This window comes from Sporomusa intestinalis (assembly GCF_055383785.1).
On the sequence record NZ_AP042390.1, the window covers coordinates 1,613,400 to 1,636,598 of the forward strand.

Below are 23,199 nucleotides of genomic sequence, written 5' to 3' on the forward strand. Positions count from 1 at the left end.
ACTAACGGAAGGCTTTACAGAAGATTTACAGAAGATTAAAGTATATAATCTTACTGGGTTTAGCTAAGTTAATAACAGTGTTTCGTTGACATAGGAGGACGGTGAGTACGATGGGCGAAAACTACTCAATCGCATTAAATGGACTACATTTTGTAACTAAAGCGCGATGGGACGCAATGACACAAAACAAGGAACGTTTTATAAAAAATGAACTGGAAAATCCATATGATTTTCCTCATATGAATCAGGCGATTGCCGAATCCTGGATAAGATCCCGTAATTTCGGGGTGAATCCGCTTGAACCGCTAAGCTGCCAATACTTAGATCATGCAGAACTTGAATTTGTACTGCAAACAAATAAGATTCTTATCGATATTACCCAAAATCTGTTCAATTCATTCAAAGAACTGGTAGATTCTTCTGGTTACTTACTATACTTATTCGATAAGGACGGCATATTATTGCTGGTTAATGGCGATTTATTTCAAAGCAAAGCGTATCATTGGCTTGCAGGTAATCGCGGCAGAATTTGTAACGAAGGCACAATGGGGACTTGTTCCCATGTATTAAGTATGCGTTATAAAAGGCCAATACAGATAATCGGGCCGGAACAATATTGCGTTGACTTAAAAAATATGATTGGATCATCGGCTCCTATACTAGATGAGAAAGGCGAGACAATTGCTGCTTTGGTATTGAATCAGGAGTTGGTTAATCCGATTTTGGACAGTAATTATCAAAATTTGTGTGTTCATACTCTGGGGCTAATTAAAGCGATGGCAGAAGCAATTAAAGGTCAGATTGAACTGAAAGAAAATAATCAGTACATCTGTTCTGTAAATAATGATTTAAGACTTGCGTATGATACACTGGAAGCCACTCTGGATTGTATTGATGACGGTATCGTTAACGTAAATCAAAAGGGGCAAATAATTCGGATGAATCAGCAAGGTTTGCGGATTTTCAATTTCGAGCCAAACCAAAATATCAATAAAAATATTAGGGCATATATGCATGAAAATTCCAATCTTATGAAATGGATAGCCAGCGGGAAAAAAATCAGTATAGAAGAAACTATTCGCACAAACCACGAAGAGCAACCTTATATTATAGATATTCATCCGGTTTTAAATCAAGATACCCGTGAGCTAACGGGGGCGATACTCAGGTTCAACCATGTTAAAAAAATTAACGCGATGGTAAACAGCCGGTACGGGGCCAGGGCGAGCTATCGCTTCGCCGATATAATCGGTGAGAGCCAGGCCATAAAAAAAGCGGTTGGACTGGGAACCCGCTTTGCCGGTTTGCAGGAAACCATCTTATTATCAGGAGAGAGTGGCACAGGCAAAGAACTGTTTGCACAAGCAATTCATAATATGTCCTGTCCACAAGGCCCGTTTATAGCAGTTAACTGCTCGGCGCTGCCGCGAGACCTGATTGAAAGCGAATTGTTTGGCTATGAAGGCGGCAGTTTTACAGGTGCTGATCGCAATGGTCGACCGGGGAAAATTGAACTGGCTAATGGCGGTACGCTGTTTCTTGATGAAATTGGCGATATGCCGCTGGAGCTCCAATCGGTTTTATTAAGAGTTATTGAAAATAAGCAGGTTATGCGCATTGGCGGACGAGCCTATACAAAAGTTGATTTTAAAATAATTGCGGCTACCAATAAAAATTTGGAAAAACTAATGGAAAGGGGGGAGTTTCGCGGGGATCTTTATTTTCGCCTGTCGGTTTTAACCATTAAGCTGCCAACTCTATTGGCCAGAGAAAACGATATCGAGATACTCAGTAATTATTTTATTGAGAAATATTGCCAAAAAACTGGCCGCCAGGTTCCCAACATAAATGCAGATGTCAAGCAGAAAATAGTAAGCTATAGTTGGCCGGGAAACGTCCGTCAATTAGAAAACGCGATGATCTATGCGATAAATGTCAGCCAAGATAATACGATTACGCTGGAATGTCTGCCTGATGCGATCTTGGGAGAGCGGTTAGGCGTGCTTGATGGAAAATGTACCGATGCAGGGGCAAGCCACCTGATTTCGATGGCGAGTTGGGAACGGGAGGGGATAAAGACGGCGCTAATGCGAACAAATAATAATATTCCCAGGGCAGCTGAATTACTGAAAATTTCTAAACCCACGTTATATAAAAAGATTAAAGACTTTAATATAAAGATTAGAGATTTGGTACTTTAAATGTCCTGGTATACTAAAAAGGTTTTGTTGGAAATTGCAGACTCAGACTATTTGCTAAAACCACTTCCGGCTTAGGTTAGCTGGCAGTGGTTTTTTGTATTCGAATTAAAATTTTTAAAAAATGTTAAATTTTTTTACGGAAAGAGCTGGAGAGAATCCGGAAAAGCCTTGTGATATCAGGCTTTCCGGGTGCGAAGTGATTGGCATCAAACTTGCAAATATATGAATTGAGGGAGAAAAGAGGGCTTCTTATTTGGTTGCAGCGCAACATTAGGCTAGACATAGTGAAACAAGTAAACGGCCACAGGTTAGCTGAAACACAGGAGTCTGAGCCGCGGGAAGTAGCCAATCTGTGAAGGAGGTGGGTAATTTAGAATATGTATGTACGATTCGCCTGATTATTCAGCTGTAGAGGAGCGAAAAAATGAAACAACTAGTACTTACGAGAAGAGAGTTTCTCAAAGCAACTGCCATAACCGGGATTGCGGCAGCCGTTGGCAGCTCGCTACATACGGGATTCACGCAGGGTCAAGCCACGGAGAGCGCGCCAGCATCTGCGACAAAGATTGTTAAGACGAATTGCCGGGCATGTATTGCCAACTGCGGTGTTCTTGCGCATGTCAGAAATGGCCGCGTAGTCAAACTTGAAGGTAATCCCGAATATCCCATGAGCAAGGGCGCGATGTGTGCCAAAGGGCTTGCTGGCATACAAGCGCTTTATCACCCCAATCGTAATAAGTACCCAATGATTCGAGTCGGTAACCGCGGTGAGAATAAATGGAAGCGCATTTCCTGGGATGAGGCGATTGATACAGTCGCTAAGAAACTGATGGAGACTCGCGAGAAATATGGGGCGGAAACTGTCTTTTGCTCCACCGGCGGCGGTGGGAACCCGGAATTTTGGAGTATACCGCGCTTTTGCAATGCCTTTGACACACCCAACTGGTTTGAGCCTGGCTGTGCGCAGTGCTATCTGCCACGCACCTTGGCCTTTGCGTTGATGTACGGGGGTCCTGATACCAGCATCGCTGACTCCAATTGTCTAGAGCTTTACGACCCTGACGACACGCCGATTAAAACACTGGTTATGTGGGGAACGGCTCCTTCCTACTCCTGCCCTGCAGGCGGAGGCGCTGCCGTGGCGGAGCTTCGCGCCCGGGGAATGCATACTGTCGTTGTCGATCCCCGCCTGACGCCGGATGCAGCTAAGGCTGACGTTTGGTTGCCCATCCGGCCGGGAACCGATGTGGCGCTCATGCTTGCCTGGACTCGGTACATAATTGAGAACAAAATCTATGACCAAGATTTTGTTATGAGGTGGACCAATCTGCCGTATCTTGTCGATGTCAAAACACAAATGCTGCTGCGTGCCAATGAGAATCAGGCCGAAGGAACTCCGGATACCTTTATGGTGTGGGACACGACGACCAATTCGGCCCAGCCCCTGGCCTATCCGTGGAATGACAACCTGGCACCGGCTCTTGAAGGCACCTTCCTGGTAAACGGCGTGGAGTGCAAGACCGGTTTTCAATTACTCAAGGAGCGTTCCGAACCATATACGCTTGCGCAGGCGGCGGAGATATGCTGGCTTGATGCAACCAAGATCGAAGAAGCCATTAAGCTCTACGCGCTAAACTCGCCTGGCGGTATCAGCTTGGGCGTGGCGACCGACCAAAATCCCAATTCCGTGCAGGCGGCCATGGGCGCAGCTACGCTCAATGTGCTGATGGGCAACGTGGAAAAGCCAGGCGCGCTGATGCAGCGGTTTAAAACCAGTGGCATTGCGCCGATTTCCACTTATATCGTTCCACCGGCGTTAAAACTTCTTTCTGAAGAACAACTAAAAAAGCGTCTGGGAGGAATAGAGTACAAGGGTCTTCTCCAATGGTGGGCCGCCCAACCTTCAGCAATCCTTGAGGCGATTCTTACGGGCAACCCTTACAAACCGCGTGTATGGATTGAGCGGTCCGGTAATAAGTTTGGCGTGCTTGCTGACAGTTCCTCCTGGGTGCCGGCAATTGAGCAGCTTGACTTCATCGTTCACATGTTTATGTATCCTACATCGTTCTCGACTTACGCGGATATTCTGCTCCCCACCGCGGAGTGGCTGGAGACGAATATGCCGGTTGAGTCCATGAATAAGGTTTTCGCTCGCCAGGCTGTGACCCATCTTTGGGAAACCATGGATGAAACGTTGATCTGGTCTAAGTTAGCCAAACGTTGCGCGGATCTGGGACATGAGAACTGCAAAAAGGCCTTTGATCCCGAATTTATGGGTAAAGATCTCCCGTACTGGCACAGTATGGAAGATCTTCTTGATAATTTTACGAAATCTGCAGTTAATATGGACTGGAAAGAGTTCACCCAAAAGGCACCTATAGAATATATGCCGATGAAGGAATTCAAAGAGTATTATGTTTATAAGAAGCTTGATCCCCTGACAGGGCAGCCTGCAGGCTTTAATACGCCTTCCAAAAAGCTCGAAGTTTATATGGAAAACATGATCATTTTAGGAAGAACCGGAATGCCGTTTAGCACGTATCCTCTGCCTCCCGCATCGCAAGATTATAATCCGCTGCCATATTATCTGGAACCGTATGAAAGTCCGCTTCAAGGCAGTGCGCTTGCCAAGGAGTTTCCGCTGGTCATGACCAACGGCAGACTGCCGTTTTACCACCACGGGACATTACGGAATATTCCCTGGATAAGAGAAATTTACCCTGTGCCTGAAATCTGGATTAACCCGCAGGCGGCAGTTAAATATGGTGTGTCCCATGGAGACTGGGTATTTGTCGAGTCGCAGCGAGGCAAAATTCGGGCAAAGGCTAATGTAACCGCAGGGATTAATCCGGGAGTCGTCTATATGGAGAGATTCTGGAATCCGGAGACACTGGACACTGAAACTCGCGGCTGGCGTGAAATGAATGTTAACGTACTTTCAAAGAAGGATGCTCCGTTTAATGATGTTGTGGGTACCTACACATTACGAGGCTATTTGGTCAGAGTATCCAAGGCCGATGGTCCACCTAAAGGCGTTTGGCTTAAGCCGGAAGAGTTCAGGCAATGGCTCCCCGGGCCGTCCGATCCTACAAAAGAGGTTGAGGTGTAATAATTATGTCACAAAGAACGATGGTGGTTGACTTGGATCGCTGCATCGGCTGTAAATCCTGTGAAGTGGCGTGTAAACAGGAGAACGGGGTAATCCTTGGGTGTGTATGGAACAAAGTGTTGACGGTAGGACCTACAGGTACGTTTCCCAAAGTGGAGATGTACTTTTTGCCAGCGATGTGCCAGCAGTGCAAAGACGCGCCCTGTGTTAGAGTATGCCCGACCGGGGCGTCTTATAAGGCTGAGGATGGTGTTATCCTCGTCAATAAAGAAACGTGCATCGGTTGCCAATATTGTATGATGGCCTGTCCTTATGGAGTCCGGTCCTTCAACCAAGAAACGAAGGTGGTAGAGAAGTGTACGCTATGCACGCAGCTGCAGGCCGTTGGCGAGCAGCCGGCCTGTGTCAAGAATTGTCCGGCTAAGTGCCGGTTTGTCGGCGATATCGACGATCCGAACAGTGAAGTAGCCAAAGTAATTAGTAAGGCTGGCAGCGACAGTGTGCATGTGCTACCGGACGTGGGAAATCATCCTTCCGCTCGGTACGTTCTCCATAGTGAAACCGCTGAATGGAAGGAGTGATAATATGAGCATCCAATGGCCATTAGTGTTGTTTACGCTATTTATCGGGCTGGGGTGCGGAACCTTTGCCGGCTCAGTCGTCATGACCGAATGGTACGGCAAGGCAAGGCAGATCAGAACAATAAGTTCCATTGTTACCATTGCAGCTTTAGGCATCGGCGGCCTGTCAAGCACTATGCACTTAGGTCATCCTGAGCGGATATTCGGTGCGCTGAGTAATCCAAACTCCGGCATCTTTATGGAGTCAACGCTGAGCGGTCTGTTAGGTCTGGCCATTCTGGGTTATCTGCTTGCCCTGCGGAGAAATGCTTCTAATTACACCTGTAAAGTTATCGCTACCGCCGGGGCAGTACTCGCAATTGCGCTGGCCTTTATCAATGGTGATGCATATGTGATGGCTGCCAGACCTGCATGGAACACCTTGATTTTGCCGGTACTTTATGTGGTCTCGGCCGCTGTTATGGGGTGCTTCAGTCTCAATCTGTTGTTTCTGCGTGCAGAAAACTATGGCAAAGCGGCCCTGCCAACCGTAACATCAACAGAAACGGCAGCCACAACGGAAACGGCGGCGACGGCAGTAATGATAAACCGTGCGACACTGGCAGCGCTCGGAGTGCAAGCGGTACTGATTGTCGCGTATTTGATTCACATAGGCGTTGCACCTTATCCTGATGTGACCCGGTCGGTAACGAGGATTTTGACCGGCGATCTGGCACTGCTTTTCTGGGGCGGAATGGTGCTGCTTGGATTAGTGCTTCCTGCGGCCCTAGCGCTGCCGCTTTATGGGAAAAAGGCTAAGCGCATTTCGCCCTTGGCAACGGTAATGCTCGGGCTGGCTTCTGTCCTGGTTGCGGGTATTGCCTTTCGGGCATTGATGTTCCTGGTTGGCAGCAGCATAAAGCAATTTTTCTAAAAATATAAGTATAGGCAAGTGGGGGATGCGATGGGGTGTTTCTTCCCCGCTTTGGCAATAAACAATGGAGGAATATAGTGGATACAGCAGCAGAGCGTTTAGCACTTATTTCAAACCGGGAAAATTTGTACCGGTTACTGGGGCGTATCTATAAGGTGGAAGCAGAGCAAGAATTATTGGAGCAGATGCAAGGTATGCGCTTCCCCGCTGAGTGTGGAGACGATGAACTTGGCGAAGGATACCGGCTGCTTGAAGCCTATCTTCGCAGCCCTGGCAGTGATCCATTAACCGCTTTGGCTATAGATTACGCGAGGGTATTCCTTGGTGCCGGGATAGCCAAAGATGCGGCAGCGTACCCGTACGAGTCGGTTTATACAAGTCCCAAGCGGCTGGTCATGCAAGCTGCGCGCGATCAAGTGATGGCAGTTTATAGTGCCAAAGGCTTGTATAAGGCAGAAGAACTGGCGTTTCCGGAAGATCATCTAGCCCTCGAACTTGACTTTATGGCCTATTTGTGCCACGAGACACAGGCCGCTTTGGCTCAACAGGACTGGCCGGCGGTTTCGGCCTCTTTAAAGGAGCAGCTAGACTTTCTTACGCAGCATTTGTTGAACTGGGTCCCTGCTTTTTGCGCCGATATAGAAAAGTTTGCAGAGACAGGGTTCTACAAAGCGATTGCCAAAGTCACCAATAGCTATTTACGTTTGGAACGTATCATTCTTAAAGAGCTGATTGCCGAAATTGCGTTGGATGCTGCCGATAAAGGCTAGTGGCATGAGTCAATATAAATTAGAAACAAATACCTCGCGGCGCACCTTTCTTAAAATCACTGGCGGAGCCGCTATCCTTCTGCTTGGGCTTGGCGGAATTGGCAAGAGTCTCCCCCGCAAAGCGCTCCTTCGTCCGCCCGGGGGGCAGAATGAGGCAGCCTTTATCGCAAGATGCCTCAGATGTGACCGCTGCAGAAGTGTGTGCCCTACTTCCGTAATCGGTCTGGCGAGCTTAGCGGACAGTATTCTGGATGCCCGTACGCCGGTGATGAAGTTTCATCTCGGGTACTGCAATTTTTGCAGTAAATGTGTCGAGGTCTGCCCTACCCAGGCATTAAAACCTTTCGACAGTAATACTGTGAAAATTGGACGTGCGGCAGTGAGGGAGGAGATCTGCATTGCCTGGGATTCAGGCGGTTGTATAGTGTGCGTGGCGGCGTGCCCTTATCATGCGATTACGCTTGACGAACTGCGCCGCCCGGTGGTGGATTCCGATAAGTGCAATGGCTGTGGTATCTGTGAAAAAGTGTGTCCCGCGCTGGTGCTAAGGGCATACGTTGGTGGCAACATACGCGGTATTATAGTTACGCCAATTGCGCAGCGGCAGAGGTAGAAGGAAGCGTATGAACAAGAGTAAAACACGCGCACTAAGAATAGCAACGATGGCGGTTGTAGCTCTCACTGTCACTATGGGTGCGGTCAAGAATGCCGGTACAGGGTCGATTTCTGCTTTCGGCGTGGAGAATATCTCCGTGATTTGCCCTTTGGGTTACCTGGAAACGGTATTTGCCAGCGGAGAAATTATGTCGCATCTGCTGCTTTCTTTTCTGGTGATCGCCGGACTGACCATCATATTGGGGCGTGTCTTTTGCGGCTGGATCTGCCCCGTTCCCTTAGTGCGTAAATTGTTAATCAACGAAATTGACGAAGGCCAGAAGGCTTTTAAGAATAATATCCCCGATAATGGTGCGGGGCTGCCGGTGCTGAAGGTAGAGGAAAAAGCAAAGGCTTCCGTTCCGCCGGAGAAGTCGGCTAGCGAGAAGAATTCCTCCTCGGGTCTGCTTGTTTTAAGCACAACGCTGGTATCTTCTGCTAGCTTCGGGTTTCCCGTATTTTGCCTCATCTGTCCGCTTGGATTGGTCTTCGCGACTTTATTTGCACTGATCCGCCTCATTCATTTCAATGAGCCGACGCTCGATCTTATTATTTTTCCCGTTATAATTATTGTTGAACTTGTACTTTTGAAAAAGTGGTGCAGCAAGTTATGTCCCATCGGAGCATTGCTGAGCATCTTTAGCAAATTCAACCGGCGTCTTGTGCCTGCCGTAGACCGTTCCCTTTGTCTGGAGGAAAGCCGTGGTATCGGGTGTAGGCGCTGTCATAGTGCTTGCAGCTTTGGTGTGGATATTAAGAACGGCAATGGAACTGGTGACATCAGCGACTGTACTAAGTGTAAAGAATGTGCAGATAACTGCCCGGTTCAGGCCATACGATTTCCCTGGAGGCGATGATTACATGTTGTCTAAACTCGAACTATTTACGGAAGCCTGTGCCAGGCTTGACAAGCGGAGGATCGTCATGCAGGAAAAGAGATGCCTGCGCAAGCGGCATTTTCATAGTTCCTGTCTGCGCTGCTCTTTGGTGTGTCCGAATGGTGCTATTACCTGCCTGGAAGGTCTTGTCTTTGCGGTTGAAAAATGTACCGGATGTGGTGCCTGCGCTTCTGTCTGCCCCAGTGGTGCGCTTTCCGCCGAGCTGCCTTCAAACAAGGAGTTGCGTTCTCTTGTAGCCCGCCATATAAAAAGTTCAGGAGCAGTCGCTTTCGCATGCGAAGTCTATCTGAAAGCTCAGCCAGCAGAGCGTCATCGCACCATCGCTGTTCCCTGTATCGCTCGGTGTGATGAATCTATTCTTGTCGATGCGGTTCTTCAAGGTGCAATCAAGGTAGCCATTATTAACGCTGCTTGTACAGACTGCCAGCAGCACAAGATTTGTGATCTTGTTCAGACAATGGCCGATACGGCAAACCGTTTACTGGGATGCTGGAATTATCCTGCCGTGATTGCGCTTACCCGGAAAATCCCGGAGATAATTAAACCTTTGTCTATTACGGAAGGTGAGGCGGCTGGTATATCCCGCCGTGCCTTTCTCACCGAGTTCAGGAAAAAAAGCACGAGCCTCTTTACGCAAGTGCTTCCAGAAGTCATGCTCGGTGCGGATGATAAGCGTTCGGAAACTAACGGACTGACGAATGCCATCAAGGAAGCAAAGAATTTGCCGGAGAAGTGGCGCTTGTTGGTAAACTCGCTAAATTCCCTCCAGACTACGGCGGCTACTGCGGGCTTCTCCAGCAAGCTCTGGGGGAACATTAGCATTGCTGACAGCTGCAATGGCTGTGGCGTCTGTGCTGACTCCTGCCCGACTTCAGCTATCGTTGTTAACCGGCAGAATGGCCTTTGGAGCCTCTCATTCGATGCAGCGAGCTGCACTCAGTGCGGTTTGTGTCAAGACATATGCTGCCATAAAAGTATCAAAATTACTTCCACAGTAGACTTGGGCGAGATGCTTGCTCCGGCTTCGCGGATACTTATTGTCAAGCGGCAAGAAGAAATTGATACTCTATTGGAGCCTATCGACCAGCGTATGGCGCGTTTGCTGGGGTGCATGGTTAAAAATTGAGGTAAGAAGCAGCTGCACACTTGGTAAAAACGAGAGACTAATTAGATTAATGTGCAGATAGAAAGGGGATATGAAAGCTATGCTCAATTTCAGTATGGCCGAATTAGGGTTAATACTACAATTGCCCTTATGGTATTCGGACCGGGTAAGTTGCCTGAGGTCGGTAAGGCAATTGGCAAAGGGATTGGTGAGCTTAGGCGGGCCGTATCTGCTGAACCGTCTAACCATGATATTATAACTATGGAAGGTAAGCCAACGGAAAACAAAGCGGGAACAGCAAAATAGGGAGAAATCATGGGTAAACAAGACAGGGAAGCAGGCTGTATTCGCAGCAGACGGCGCCACCGATATTTAAAAAATAGGGTTGTCTCAATCAATATTTTGAGACAACCCCTTCTATTTTTTACAGTTATAGATGCGCTCATATCAATTTGTCTACAATGCAAATCATATGCGTGAAGATGAGCGTGCTTACCAGCGGTGTGTGGCCGTCAGCCGGACTGTGCGGCCGGGGCTGACTGTTTCATAGCTGCTGTCTGTCCAGGAGCCGATGACATATTCTTTGTCAAACAGATTATGCACATTCAGCGCGTAACGCCAGCCGCCAGCATCATAGCGGGCCATGGCATCGGTCAGGACAACGCCGCCCATTTTCACGGTATTGGCATAGTCCTGGCGTGAGCCGATATAGCGCAGGCCGGCGCCGAAGCCCCAGCCTGCGGCCTGTTTATCCGCGCGCGCCGCCGGGGCGGCGGTGTCAAGCCAGAGGGAGGCGCTGTGCCGCGGCACGTTTTCCGTACGTTTGCCAAGGCGGGAGGCAATATTGCTTTTGGTTACCTCATGCTTAGGCATGTAGGTATAGGCGGCCGTAATATTCAGACCTTTTACGGCGGCCATATTGGCTTCCAGCTCCAGGCCCCGGGCGGCGGTCTCGCCCGTCTGAACCTGGAAGCTCTCGCTGCCGGTGTTGAGGGGGTCGGTGGTCAGCACATTTTGCTGGCGCAGATCAAAAATAGCGGCGCTGTAGCGGATGCTGCCGTTGGCGGGCGCATATTGGACGCCGAGCTCGTACTGCCGGCCGGTGGTCGGGTCGAAGGGGCTGCCATAGCGGTCTGTGCCGGCCTGGCCTTCGAAGGATTCGTCATAACTGAGATAGGGAAACAGGCCGCTGCCGGCGTCGTAAACCAGCCCCAGACGGCCGGTAAAGGCGTTCTGGTCAATGCGGGTGCGCGTGCCGGTTTTGAGATTGCGCGTATCCTGGTCAAACCTATCGTAACGGCCGGCGGCAAGCGCCGTCCAGCGGCCCCATTTTAATTGATCCTGCAGGTAAAATCCGGCCTGCTTCATTTTGACAGCCGGCGAGGTATAGGGCGACAAGGTGGTGGGGACCGTAACCTGCTGGCCGTAGTTCAGGCGGCTGAGGTCAAGAGCGGGCGCCTCGCCGGCGAGCCAGACATTTTTATATTCAGTATTTTGATAATCAAAGCCCAGTAAAGTGGTATGGTCAACGGCCCCGCCGGACCATTTCGCCTGGAAATGGGTATCAATGACATCAGAAGAGAGATCGGTCTGCGAATAGTAGGCAGTACGCTTGGCAATGCCGTCTGTTACGCTATCTACCGCCAGGTATTTGAAATCCGCGGCCATGTCGGCGTGACGGGCGCTTTGGGTTACCGACCAGATAGCATTGAAGCGGTGTTCAAAAATATAACCGATCTGCTTGTCATCCCGGATAAACCGGTCATAACCGGGTTCGCCGTAAAACAGAGTGCCGGGGTAGCCGTATAGCTTGTGTCCCTTCAGGTAACGGTAGGGATTGGTGTCAAAGCTGCCCTTGATATCATCCTTTTGATAATGGGCCAGGATAGTCAGGCTCGTAGCCTCAGCCGGCTTCCAGGTTAGGGCGGGAGCAAGCATTTGGCGTTTGGCGGAGCTGTAGTCGGCCGGCAGGTCTTCAGCGGCAGTCAGGGCGGTCAGACGGAAAAGGACGCTGCCCTGTTCGTTGACTGTTCCGCCCAAATCGATAGCGGCGCTGCGCATACTATCATTCCCCCCCTGGAGGCGGATTTCCCGGAAATCCTCGCTGGTGGGCCGCTTAGAGACCTGGTTGATGACGCCGCCGGGATTATTGGCGCCATAGAGAATGCCGGCCGGGCCGCGCAGCACCTCAATCCGTTCGAAGCTATACGGATCATAGGCGGAGATGGCGAAGCCCCCGCTGGCCAGGCGCAGGCCGTCAGTAAACAGCGCCTCGCTGCTCACAAACCCCCGGAGGCTGCCGCGGAAAAACCGCGAATCCCGGTTGTAGCTGGCGTCGCTGAAGCCTGGCGTATAGCCGAGGACGTCAAACAGGTCAGTGACGCCGCGGGCGTCGAGCTGCGCCCGGGTGATTACACTGAGGGAGCGGGCGGTTTCTGCCAGCGGCGTGTCGGTTTTAGTACCGGCCCGGCTGCGATTGGCGACATAGCCGTTGTCGGCTGCGGCCGCTCTATTCGCCGTGACCTCGATGCCTTCCAGGTTAAATTCGCGCTGGCCGTCAGCTTTTTCAGCTTGTTCGGCTGCCGCATGGGTTGCGGGTGGTGCCGTATCCCTTGTTTCATCGGCTGCGCCGACCGGCGCAGGCAGGTGCCAGAGCAGGCTGCTGCCAAGCAGGGTATAGAGCAAGCGCTTTTGCGCGGTCCGGGACATTTTTTTATTCATGTTTTCTGGCTCCCTTTACGATAAGATATGCTGTAAATTTGGCGCCAATTAACAACAATAATCATTATCAGTAATATGATTTATTTAGCTCTAAGTTAGTTTTTGCAAGCCGGCTCACCTAACTTGGGTTCAGTATAACAAGGTGATTTTCGATTCGTCAATGAGAGGCAGGCAGGGTTGCTGCCTGGTTGGAAACATGTATAATTTGTTTCTTAGTGATAATAGTTCTCAGGTTTGAGGTGATTGTCTGGTGTTATTTTGGTGCAGTTTACTGTAATTTTGGCATAGAATCCGGCCGGGGACACTGTTTTGTTTAGCAGCACAACATGGTATCATAAAAGTGGCAGAGCATTATCCAGTAAACGTAGGCCTGACGGAGGCGATGGAAAAGGTGAAAAAATGGGGACAGATGAGTATTTTAACGGCAATGCCGGCTTAGCAGCGCAGTTTGGCTGCACCGCCAGCAATTGGGGCAAAGGTATACGCTACGGCCTGCCGCCGGAAAACGGCAACAGCTGGCTGGTGGATATCAGACCTGTACCCGGTCTGGTTCTTACCAATGCTTATTTTACGCTGCGCCAGCCTGTTACCCGTGTGTACGAGATTGAGCAGCCCGGTCTGTGGCTGTGCTCCCTGGCTTACGGCGATATTACGATTGGGGAGCGGGGCAAAAAGCCCAGACGGCTGGAGCGTGGTATTCATTTACTGGTTAATCAGGGGCAGCCGTTTAAAATGATTTACGGCTGTGAAGCGGACCATCGCTATACCTGCGCCTGGATTTTCGCCGACTTTCTGGCGGGGTATCTGCAGGACCGGCGCTGGACAGAACCGCTTACTATCGCCGATGCGTTGACCTGGCCAAGCAGTTATTACAACAGGCCGGAAATAACACTGGCCTTTGAACAGCTCAAACTTACTATCCGGGATGGAGTGGCGCCGTGGATATACCTGGAGAGCAAAGTTATTGAAATTCTTGGTCTTATCCTGCATAGTGTAGAGTTGAAGGGTTATGCGGAAAGGTACCAGAAAACAAGACGGGTTAATTATATTACCTATCAGAACAAGAAATTTCTCTGGCAGGTTAAGGCTGAACTGGATAAGGATATCCTGAACCCGCCAACCGTTCAGCAGCTGGCCGCGCTGGCCGGGATGGGCACCACCAGGCTGCGCCAGCTGTTCAAGTCCTGCTACAAGATGACGATTAGTGAATATGTACGGCGGGGAAAAATGGATTATGCTCTGCGGCTCTTATCCCATGATGAGATGAGCATTCAGAATATCGGCACTCTGTTGGGGTATGAAAGCCATAGCAAATTTACGCATGCATTTAAAAAAATTCACGGCTTTACGCCACGGCATTTTAGAAAAGCACTTTATTTGTAAGCAGCAAGAGCCTACCGCTCTTGCTTACGGTATCGGCCGGAGAGAAAGAAGGTATTTTTATGTCTATTGATTTGCACAGCCTGGTATTATTCATCATAGCATCCCTGGTCTTGGTCTTGATGCCGGGGCCGAACACCCTGTATGTTATGATGCGGGGGATAACGCAAGGCCGGAAGGCTGCTTTGATTTCAGCGTTTGGCGCCAGTGCGGGAGACCTGCTGTATGCATTATTGGCCGCACTGGGGTTGGTTGTTATCCTGCAGCAATCGGCCGCGTTATATGGCATTATAAAAATTTGCGGGGCCTTATATATGCTGTTTCTGGGTGTGCAGACATGGAGAAGTAAAGCCCTGGCCGCGGCGGATATTGTGGTACGGAAAGCAGAGCCTGCGGCAAAATTGTTTGTAAAGGGCTTTTTTACTTCGGCATTAAATCCGAAAACAGCAATATTTTTTATCAGCTTTTTTCCCCAGTTTATTGATGGCAACAGCGAGTCTGCCGCTTTTACCATGCTGCTATACGGGCTTATATTCTTTGTGCTTGGTTTGCTGGTGCTTATTCTTTACGCCCAAGCGTCGGCTTGCGTGGGGAATTGGCTTGTGGCCAAACGCGAGCTGGAGCAATATTGCCGCTGGGCAGCGGGAACCATATTTGCCGGTTTAGGGCTTAAATTAATGCTGTCAGATAACAAATAGTAACCTAGCTGACTTCGGCAGGAGCGCCCTTATGGGAGCAGGAGCCGGTGCCGCCCCTGGCCAGCGGCAGAACAGGCTGTGAGGATGCTAACTAAGAACATAGGTTTTAGTTAGCATTATTAGAGGTCTGTTGTAATGCTGTTATCCCTGGCGCTGTAAGGGCAGGAAAAGCGGATAAAAGTATGTATTCAATAAAGTTATTTGGGACTCTATTGAAGGGTATTGACCTTTATCAGCGATTAGTGTATATTTAAATTACTAAATAATAACAAATGTTAATTGCTGAAACAATGGAAAATTGCAAGTTGACTCCTGGTAATTTTTATATAAACATTTCTAATTATTATGATTCGGAAGGTATTATTAGGTAGTGCTAATAATATATATCTTTACAGTAGTGAAAGGAGTGGGGCCGGTGTATAACGAAGAGGATAAACCCAAAGTTGAGGAAGTTTTGGTTTGTGAAGAATCGCGTTGTGACAGTGAAGACACCAGTTGCTCGGAAAGCTGTGAATTAGTTGAGAAAACTGCTCCTTGAGAAAGATATTTTACCGTAAACTGCCTTTGCAATAGAAGGCAGTTTTTTACTTTCAGCGACCAAAAATGCCATAAAAAAGAGCCCCTTGTCGGGGCTGACCGGAAAGATTATGCAGTTGGGCGGCTTTTTCAGTAGTCTTGGGACTGAGCTTGTAGCCTCGCTATGCGTATCAAGTCAGAGGCTTTACGGGGCTTCTTTACTATGGATAACGATAACTGCCTGTGCAGCATTAGGCATCCCCGGAATAAGCGGCAGGCAAACTGTCAGAAAAGATAGCTGACTGCACCGGGCGCAAGGAGGTGCAGCAGTATCAGGATGGCGGACAGCAGGGCCGCACGTTTGTGAAAGGTAAAGCAGACGGGTTTGCGGGTCAAAAAGAACAGCGTTCCTAAAATGGCCGTGAGGATGAGCATGGTCGCCGCCAGGCTGCCGGTGTGAAGTCGCAATGCACCCAGGACAAGATAGCCGTGAACCGGCGGGACTATCATCAGCATAATGCCAAGCGGCTTGTGGAGCGGCCGCAGCAGTTTCGTCCAGTGATTGAGCGTTTCTCTTGTGAGTACAGGGACAAATTGGTTGCATCGCCGCAGCCAATAGGGAGCTGTGACGGTTAAAAACAGGACGGCACTCGTCCACCCCAGCACCTGATACATTTTTTCACCTCGTTATCTTATTTGGCTACAGACCCAACTATCGGCACTTTCGACAGCTTGCTTATACCATGGGGAGATTTGTTTTTAATTATATCCGTGAGATCCTGTCCAGCCTGGTAGCCGTTATGCTCGCCATTTTTCCAGGCAGGAAGATTGGTTACGTCGTAGATCACACCGTCAACAGCCACATAGGCCGGGTTGCCGTTTTTACCATTGTAGGCGGCGAGCTCCTCCAGTGTCAGCAGCAGTTTTGCCGCTGGCGGTGGCGTGGCCGTATTGTTGTCCGACTGCTCCTGCCGGGTGCAGCCTGCAGATAGGATAAGAAGGGCGGCGATAAGAGCCATAAAGATAATAACTGGCTTTCTCATTTACTTCACCTCCTTCGCAACAGTTTTTCTAAAAATAAATTTTATTTCCTTATTATAGCAATTCGTTATTTACAATACAATCCCCTTTATCCGCCGCCCTTGCTGTTAATCAGCTGCAAATAAAATTCTGGTAGTACGCCAGGGATTCTCTCAAGCAAAGGATGTTGGGACACCCTGTTGCCTTAGCTCATAAAAGGTGGCATAATGTAATCGCCGGAGCATCTGGAAAGTGCGGGCTTTTTTGGGAGGTTAATGCCATGAGACAATTTGGCAATTATATAATTACGTTTCTGGTTTTCGGAGCCTTTATGTACTACGTGCTGCCCTTGCTACGCAAAGGCCTGACGGCTCAGCAACGGCTGCTCAAGACAATCTGGGGAGCGCTGGTGTTTACTCTGATGAAAGTGATACTTGATTTTCTCCCGCCATTTTAGGGAAATGCATTTTCCGGAAATATTATCTCGTTGTCATTGCATTTTAAATTCGGACAGGTGATGTTGTGGATACAGTGGACATATTACGCGCTTTTTTCGAGGCCGAGAATAAGCGTGACTGGGAAAAATACCGGCGCTTTCTTTCTCCAGATGTAGTATGGGTTTTACATTCTAAACAAGCAACAATCGTTTATAATAACGCGGAAGCATATGTAGCGGCCATGATGGCCGCGTATAAGGACAGTAATAACACTTTTGTTTGTGAAGCCCTGTATACAAGCTCTGATGGACAAAGAATTACTGCTATTTTGAAAAACAGCCTTGGGGAACGATCCTGTGATATATTTTATTTCCGAGATGGTCTTATTGTTGAGGAGCATGAATTTATATTAGGATAATGACGTTATCAGAATATGCAAAGTAATTTTGTGGAGCCGTAGACAAATCGTCAGATAGTGAGAATTTGCCTGGTGTAATCCCAAACAATCTCCCTGTCCCCGTGTTTTTGAATTGATAGTAGCCGGCAGGCAATAGAGTAAATTAACTTAGAAAATGTGATGATGTAAAAGATTATTTATATGTTAGGGGGAGGAAAATGAGTTATAAAATACTTTTATTTGATTTAGATGATACCTTGTTAGATTTCGGTGCTAATGAAATCGATTCGTTAAACAAATTGTTTCAGCAACAGGGGTATACCTTTTCGGATGAACTGTTTCGGGTATATCATGCTGTCAACAAACAACTGTGGACTGATTATGAAAATGGAAATATTGCACTAACGGATGTGTTAAACTCACGATTTGCCAAGACTATGTTAAAACTGGGAAAAGCTGTGGATGGCATTGAATGGGAAAATATGTATAGAGAGCTTTTGGGCAATGGCTGTCAGCATATGGAAGGTGCATTGGAAGTGTGCCAGAGCTTATCTGTATCGCATAGACTGTTTGTTATTACTAATGGTATCACCAAAACTCAGATAAAACGCTTGCAGCAGTCCGGCTTATATGAATTTTTTGAAGACATTTTTGACTCGCAAAGCATTGGGTCTCAAAAGCCATCACAAGAATTTTTCAATTACGTGATGAAGCATATTAAAGATTTTGATAGAAAGGAGGCACTTATCATCGGCGACTCATTACATACCGATATCAAAGGCGGCCTCCTGTCAGGCATTGATACCTGCTGGATTAACAGAAAGTCACAAACATGTTCTGCTGAGATTCAAAGTACATACACAGTCACAAGCTTAGTGGAATTATACGATATTTGCGCCCCGAAAAAATGCGGATAATGGGTGGGGCGTCCCTCCTGTGAATGGTTGCTTCGAGATTCTCTCATATTGCAGAACAAAAATCATCGCTGTATACAAGTGCCAAAAGTTAACTGTATTTACATTGTTTTGTTTCGCACATTCTGACGTCCCCTAGAGTCTATTAAAGGAACAATCTTGCTAATGGGCCATGGTGAATGAAAAATTTACCCTGAAAATTATAATAGTGAACTTGCAATTTTACTTGGCCTATGTTATTATTTTATCAAGCACCATCCCTTATAGTGAGCTGGAAATCAAAGCCCAAGTATTTCAGAGTTAGAGTTTTCTGAAGTGGTCAAGTGGTTTAAATTCTGGATTAGGATAGTGTTTTTTGTTTACCGTTAATCGATTTTTATCCTCTCATCAAAAGTATTGGTAAGGACTGTTTGAAACAAGTTTTTTCAGCTAGTAGTGATCCATCTGGAGATTGTTCAGGCGAATCAAATTTCATTGAGTTAGGAATAGGTTGTTTGAGATTGTCGTGTATCAAATGCTATAGGGATGGTGCGAAAATAGGTAGGGGGTTTAACTTCCTATCTATTTTTATTTAGAACATTATTTAGTGTGTTGACTAAATTACGATTAATATTTTAAGGCATGTTATGAAAGACAATACAAAGGTATAAAAGTTAGAATTTATCTAGGTTTACAGGACAATCGATAACGGCATGTGATAGAAAAAATGGAATTTAGATAGGGGTCTAATCCAATTTAACGCAGGAGTGAGCCATGGCTATTCTTTTATAGTAGCTGTGGCTTTTAAATTTGCGCAGATTGACAGAACAGTGTTAGGAGAGGAATGTTTGTGTAAAAAATGGTATAGCGAAGCAAGGAGCTTAAAATTAGACATTAATGTCTAAAAATATTGAAATAAAATACAAAAATTTACAAGGGGAATTCAACGGATATAATGAATTAACAATTAGTGTAATTTATTGATGTATTTTGGCGCAATATACAACCTACTCAATACGAGGAGGGAAGTAATTTTGGATTTATTTAATGACATAACAACTCCAATTAGTAATATGTGTGTCATCATGGTTATAGCTTATGTGTTGAGTCATAGGCGGTATTACTGCGAAATACTTGAAGGAAAACTCACGTTTAAAAACAAGGCTTTATTGATACTAACTTTTGGATTATTTTCGCTATATGCTGCTGCTGCCGGTGGCATGGCTAATGTTAGGATTTTAGGACCAATGCTAGCCGGTTTATTGGGAGGGCCAATAGTGGGAATGGGGGCAGCCTTGTTTGGCATTGCCTATCGAATAGTTGATATGTATAGATATGCTTGGGCAGCCCAAGTTGTTGGCTCGGCCGTGTTAGCAACACTGCTTGCCGGATTAAGCGGCGGTCTCGTACATAAATGGAAAAAGGGACAATTGCCGCGAACGCTTCATGCGGCAATATTCGCTGCTGGCTTTGAAGTTTTTCATATGACTTTGACTCTAGTCATGGGACAATGGCAGGATACAGTAGTCGAGCTTGTCAAGCGGTTTGCTATACCTATGATTATCGCTCATGCGATGGGGGCCGCGTGTTTCATTTTTGTTACAAACAATGTTATCAATACCCGCAAAAATCAATTGGAAAAAGGAATCGCCCAAAGAGAACTGCAAAAAAGCGAAGAGCGATTTGCAACAGCCTTTCATTTTAACCCAAGTCCCATGATTCTTAAAATGATAGAAGACGGACGCTATATTGATGTTAATGATAGTTTCTTAAGCATGTTCGGCTATTCCCGGGCAGAAGTAGTTGGCAAAAAAATCAATGAAATGCCAGTTTTTAACGAAGGACACTATCATATAGCACATGTGTTACAGGCAGAGAAAACAGTTCGCAATTTGGAGGTAACAATTTGTACTAAAGCAGGAGAAAGACGGGCGGGATTGCTTTTTAGCGAAATAGTCAATATTGACGATAAGCCGCATGTATTATCCGTTTTTATTGATATTACTGATAGGAAGAGGCTAGAGAAAGAAAGACTGAGTTTAGCCGGTCAGATGGCGACAGGAATTGCCCACGAGATTCGCAATCCGCTGACTTCTGTTCGTGGCTTTCTACAGTTTTTAAGCAGGAAGAAGGATTTGGCAGGCTACCAGGAGTACATACTCTTAACTATTGGCGAACTAGATCAAATTAATTCGTTAATTAGTGAAATGGTAATATTAGCGGAAAATAAAGCGATAGAGCTGAGACCAACCAATCTTAACTCGATTTTGACGGCGCTGCACCCGGCAATTAAGGCAGAGGGCTTGCTTAGTGAAAAAGAAATTAATATAAGGATGCAAGATATTCCCGATCTGCCATTAGATGAAAGAGAAATGCGGCATCTGATTGTGAATTTGGCGAAAAATGGGTTTGAAGCAATGACTGGTAAAGGAAAGGTGACTATCAGCACATATCTCTTTAACAACGAGGTGGTATTACAGGTGCAAGATCAAGGGACAGGAATAGAGCAGGAGGTATTAAAAAGGATTGGGACTCCATTTTTTACTACGAAAGATAGTGGGACAGGCTTGGGTTTAGCTGTTTGTTATAGCATAGCCGAAAGGCATAAAGCTGTTATAACCATAGAAAGCAGTCCAGCAGGAACAAGCATTCTGGTAAAATTCCCCATGCCGGATACCCAACTGGGAAGTGATGACGTAGCAAGTAAGATAGGATAATGGTGAGACCTAGTATGATATTGACAATGGAGATGTCAGGCTGTGCGAAAACTCCAGGTTTTGTTGAGATAATACCGCATCCGTTTTGTTTTGTCGGTGGGTAAAATGAGATGCTGCTGTGGGTGCCCATGTCATATAAGTGAACCTTTTATGAAAGCGTAATTTTTCCCTATAATTATTAGCTGGCTAATAATTATCTAGCTATTTAGATTGCGCGGCATGAAAGGATTTCGGGTAAGTGTCTTTGTATTAACTAATAATTTTTAATCAGGAGGGATATGGAGTGTATTCATGTATTAAGGTTGAACAAGCAGAACTTGGTATTGGCGTAATCACACTAAACCGTCCAAACAAGCAAAACGCAATATCCATTCAAATGAGGAGAGAAATAACCGATTGTCTCGGCCAATGGAAAGAACTTGATAATATTAAAGTCGGCATCGTAACAGGGGCGGGTACTAGTTTCAGTTCTGGTTTTGATTTAGCCGAATTTGCGCAACAGGAAAAATTTCAGGACTTATATGATTCGTCAGCAAGATATCACAGGGATTTATGGAATTTTTCGAAACCGCTTATCGCTGCAGTGAATGGTCCTGCTTTAGGAGGGGGTTTTGACCTGGCTCTCTTGTGCGACATTAGAGTTTGCGCCGATAGTGCATCGTTTGGGCATCCGGAAATCAGATTTGGGGCCCCTCCTTTTATAACGCCTTTACGGTCCATCGTAGGAGAAGGTATTGCCCGGGATATCTGTTTAACGGGCCGGACGATTGACTCCCAGGAGGCGTACAGGATTGGTTTAGTCAGTCATGTAATCTCTGGCAATGCCCTAAAAAGAGCTATTGAAATTGCTCAAAGTATCCTATTAGCCCCGTTAGACACTCTGGTTTTCACAAAAAACTATCTAATCTCCAATTATGGTAAAAGCTTTGAAGAATCTATCGCCTATGAACATGATAAAGCATTTCAAGAGGTCATACTAAAGAAAGCGTTATCTGGGCAGTTAACACATAGAAAAAAGTGATAAGAAGAGATATGGAGTACAGCTCTGACACAGGGACGTTCCTTTTCTGTCATAAATATAGTAGAATAAAAGTGAGGTGATAAAATGGGCAGACAGGCCAGAAAGATGAGTGCTACAGGCTTTTACCATATAATTTTTCGGGGAATTAACCAGCAGCACTTATTCAAAAACGAATTGACGAATTTAAGGCTTTGTGGTTAAGTGCCATTGATTCAAGTGAACAGAATCAGCATTTAAACTGTATTGATCGGATTGTTTTATGAGCGTGAAGATAATGATTTAAGATTAGAGTTTCATATAAGATAATTAAATGATGTCAAAAGAGAATCTCTTGCTAAATTTGTATTAATTTGGCAGGAGTTTTGTTTTCTGTAGCCAATATCTTGACAATAGGGAAAGTGTATGTATTGTACTTGATGAAATCTGCTCAAACCAGGAAGACTCAGCAGCATCGGTGCAAACTACTAGAAGAGGGGGATATAGATGAAAAAGATTATGGCGATGATAGGCGTCTTTATGTTGTGCTGCCTGCTGAGCAGCGGTGCATTAGCCGCGGAACCAGCTGACTTTTGGCAGTATGAAAAAAATATTGAACAGGTGGCGGAACCGTTAACAGAGCAAATGATGCAGGCGTTTAACGACGAAGATTATGGCCGTTTTCAAAGTCGCCTAAGCGAAAAGATGAAAGCGGCGATTTCTGAAAGTGCGTTTAAGAAAATGGCGAGTGACTTTAAAGAGAAATTCGGTAGCTACAAAACGAAAGAAGTAATGAGCATTGAATTGCGCGAAGGTTATATGGTGGTTAACTACAAAGGCGTTTTTTCGCAAACGGCAGAGCCAGTGCTGATCCGTACGGTACTGGTGCAAGAAAACGGGCAAACCTGCATTGGGGGTGTATGGCTGAATCCGCTGAAGCTGGTTGGTCATACTGATACTAACCATAATAATTAAAGGAACGATGACCGAGACCCAGGATTGGCAATGGGGACGTTTAGAAGTATACCGTAAGATAAAGCTATGCATGGGCGGCCGTGAGCCTCATGAAATGGCAGGGTTACCAAACTAGCCCGCAATACTGCTATATGGCAGTTAAAAGAAAGAGCAGGATGGTCTATTCGCAAATAGAGCGAACTACAGGGATAGCCGAGGCTTAGAGTAGCGAAAAAA

The 23,199-nt window shown here is 46.7% G+C and carries 20 protein-coding genes; 17 read left to right on the top strand and 3 right to left on the bottom strand.

The annotated features are described in order from the left end of the window. Positions 1–110 precede the first annotated feature (110 nt). The 9 genes from ACZ481_RS07245 (at position 111) to ACZ481_RS07285 (ending at position 10,538) form a co-directional block, all read left to right on the top strand. Positions 111–2,201 (top strand): sigma-54 interaction domain-containing protein, encoded by a 2,091-nt coding sequence (locus ACZ481_RS07245; RefSeq protein WP_464769493.1) that lies wholly within the window; start codon positions 111–113, stop codon positions 2,199–2,201. Between the two features lie 424 nt (positions 2,202–2,625). After that, entirely contained in the window at positions 2,626–5,310 is a 2,685-nt protein-coding gene (locus tag ACZ481_RS07250) for a molybdopterin-containing oxidoreductase family protein (RefSeq protein WP_464769494.1), read from the top strand. A 5-nt stretch (positions 5,311–5,315) separates the two neighbouring features. Then, a complete protein-coding gene (locus tag ACZ481_RS07255; protein WP_464769495.1) occupies positions 5,316–5,891 on the top strand; it encodes a 4Fe-4S dicluster domain-containing protein in 576 nt (191 codons plus the stop codon). Between the two features lie 4 nt (positions 5,892–5,895). Continuing rightward, the gene (locus tag ACZ481_RS07260) at positions 5,896–6,804 is read left to right on the top strand and encodes a dimethyl sulfoxide reductase anchor subunit family protein (protein ID WP_464769496.1); all 909 of its coding nucleotides are present in this window, start codon (positions 5,896–5,898) and stop codon (positions 6,802–6,804) included. Between the two features lie 77 nt (positions 6,805–6,881). Beyond that, positions 6,882–7,574: a TorD/DmsD family molecular chaperone gene (locus ACZ481_RS07265; protein WP_464769497.1), complete on the top strand. Its 693-nt coding sequence runs from the start codon at positions 6,882–6,884 to the stop codon at positions 7,572–7,574. Positions 7,575–7,578: 4 nt separating this feature from the next. Further along, positions 7,579–8,187: a 4Fe-4S dicluster domain-containing protein gene (locus tag ACZ481_RS07270; protein ID WP_464769498.1), complete on the top strand. Its 609-nt coding sequence runs from the start codon at positions 7,579–7,581 to the stop codon at positions 8,185–8,187. 10 nt (positions 8,188–8,197) lie between these two features. Continuing rightward, positions 8,198–9,085, top strand: a complete 888-nt coding sequence (locus ACZ481_RS07275; RefSeq protein WP_464769499.1) for a 4Fe-4S binding protein — start codon at positions 8,198–8,200, stop codon at positions 9,083–9,085. A 4-nt stretch (positions 9,086–9,089) separates the two neighbouring features. Beyond that, positions 9,090–10,253 carry a 4Fe-4S binding protein gene (locus ACZ481_RS07280; protein ID WP_464769500.1) on the top strand — a complete coding sequence of 388 codons (1,164 nt, stop codon included), beginning with the start codon at positions 9,090–9,092 and terminating at the stop codon, positions 10,251–10,253. A 129-nt stretch (positions 10,254–10,382) separates the two neighbouring features. After that, complete coding sequence (locus ACZ481_RS07285) at positions 10,383–10,538, top strand: Sec-independent protein translocase subunit TatA/TatB (RefSeq protein WP_464769501.1); 156 nt, start codon at positions 10,383–10,385, stop codon at positions 10,536–10,538. 186 nt (positions 10,539–10,724) lie between these two features. Here ACZ481_RS07285 and ACZ481_RS07290 read toward each other — a convergent pair whose 3' ends face one another. Then, positions 10,725–12,953: a TonB-dependent siderophore receptor gene (locus ACZ481_RS07290; RefSeq protein WP_464769502.1), complete on the bottom strand. Its 2,229-nt coding sequence runs from the start codon at positions 12,951–12,953 to the stop codon at positions 10,725–10,727. Positions 12,954–13,352: 399 nt separating this feature from the next. Here ACZ481_RS07290 and ACZ481_RS07295 point away from each other — a divergent pair, with 399 nt between their 5' ends. Next, on the top strand, positions 13,353–14,336 hold the full coding sequence (locus ACZ481_RS07295; protein WP_464769503.1) for a helix-turn-helix transcriptional regulator: 984 nt from the start codon (positions 13,353–13,355) through the stop codon (positions 14,334–14,336). A gap of 59 nt (positions 14,337–14,395) precedes the next feature. Then, positions 14,396–15,031, top strand: coding sequence for a LysE family translocator (locus tag ACZ481_RS07300; RefSeq protein WP_464769504.1), 636 nt, complete (start codon positions 14,396–14,398; stop codon positions 15,029–15,031). Between the two features lie 801 nt (positions 15,032–15,832). Here ACZ481_RS07300 and ACZ481_RS07305 read toward each other — a convergent pair. Together ACZ481_RS07305 and ACZ481_RS07310 are read right to left on the bottom strand one after the other, a co-directional pair. Beyond that, the gene (locus tag ACZ481_RS07305) at positions 15,833–16,222 is read right to left on the bottom strand and encodes a hypothetical protein (protein WP_464769505.1); all 390 of its coding nucleotides are present in this window, start codon (positions 16,220–16,222) and stop codon (positions 15,833–15,835) included. Between the two features lie 17 nt (positions 16,223–16,239). After that, on the bottom strand, positions 16,240–16,590 hold the full coding sequence (locus tag ACZ481_RS07310; protein WP_464769506.1) for a cytochrome b5 domain-containing protein: 351 nt from the start codon (positions 16,588–16,590) through the stop codon (positions 16,240–16,242). A gap of 257 nt (positions 16,591–16,847) precedes the next feature. Here ACZ481_RS07310 and ACZ481_RS07315 point away from each other — a divergent pair, with 257 nt between their 5' ends. The 6 genes from ACZ481_RS07315 (at position 16,848) to ACZ481_RS07340 (ending at position 22,983) form a co-directional block, all read left to right on the top strand. Beyond that, positions 16,848–17,024: a hypothetical protein gene (locus ACZ481_RS07315; protein WP_464769507.1), complete on the top strand. Its 177-nt coding sequence runs from the start codon at positions 16,848–16,850 to the stop codon at positions 17,022–17,024. A 65-nt stretch (positions 17,025–17,089) separates the two neighbouring features. After that, complete coding sequence (locus tag ACZ481_RS07320; RefSeq protein ID WP_464769508.1) at positions 17,090–17,422, top strand: nuclear transport factor 2 family protein; 333 nt, start codon at positions 17,090–17,092, stop codon at positions 17,420–17,422. A 197-nt stretch (positions 17,423–17,619) separates the two neighbouring features. Continuing rightward, entirely contained in the window at positions 17,620–18,318 is a 699-nt protein-coding gene (locus ACZ481_RS07325; RefSeq protein WP_464769509.1) for a YjjG family noncanonical pyrimidine nucleotidase, read from the top strand. A 1,010-nt stretch (positions 18,319–19,328) separates the two neighbouring features. Continuing rightward, positions 19,329–21,011: a LytS/YhcK type 5TM receptor domain-containing protein gene (locus tag ACZ481_RS07330; protein ID WP_464769510.1), complete on the top strand. Its 1,683-nt coding sequence runs from the start codon at positions 19,329–19,331 to the stop codon at positions 21,009–21,011. Positions 21,012–21,294: 283 nt separating this feature from the next. Further along, positions 21,295–22,032, top strand: coding sequence for an enoyl-CoA hydratase/isomerase family protein (locus ACZ481_RS07335; RefSeq protein WP_464769511.1), 738 nt, complete (start codon positions 21,295–21,297; stop codon positions 22,030–22,032). Positions 22,033–22,515: 483 nt separating this feature from the next. Continuing rightward, positions 22,516–22,983, top strand: coding sequence for a DUF3887 domain-containing protein (locus ACZ481_RS07340; RefSeq protein WP_464769512.1), 468 nt, complete (start codon positions 22,516–22,518; stop codon positions 22,981–22,983). Positions 22,984–23,199: the final 216 nt, after the last annotated feature.